This window comes from Mesorhizobium sp. M1C.F.Ca.ET.210.01.1.1 (assembly GCF_004791585.1).
Classification (GTDB): Bacteria; Pseudomonadota; Alphaproteobacteria; order Rhizobiales; family Rhizobiaceae; genus Mesorhizobium.
The window spans coordinates 1-286 of the sequence record NZ_SRUU01000216.1 but is presented as its reverse complement, the minus strand read 5'-3'; the positions used below and the strand labels follow the sequence as shown (position 1 = coordinate 286).

1 pseudogene is annotated in these 286 nt (G+C 61.5%); it reads right to left on the bottom strand.

The features are described from left to right. Positions 1-286 (bottom strand): annotated as a pseudogene (locus EN853_RS34450) (SOS response-associated peptidase); the annotation flags it as partial.

The following is a 286-nucleotide window of genomic DNA, read 5'->3' as shown; positions in this document are numbered from 1 at the left end:
CAGCGGTCGGCTATCGTCACGGGCAAACCAGTAGTTGCGTTGGATGCCGGTTTCTGGGTCCTTGTCACTCGGTGTCGGGCTGGGTTCGGCAAAACTGGTGACCGGCACGACGCATCTATGCTCGACCCCGACAAACTGTTGCCAGTGCGAATATTGTGGATTGCGAACGTTGGTCGTGCCGTAGTCGGCCTTTCCCTTCATGCGCTCAGGTGGCGTTGGCAACCCCCAAAGCAGTCTGGCCAGCTCACGCTTCCCGTCTGCCGTGTTGCGGACGACGGGGCCGGGC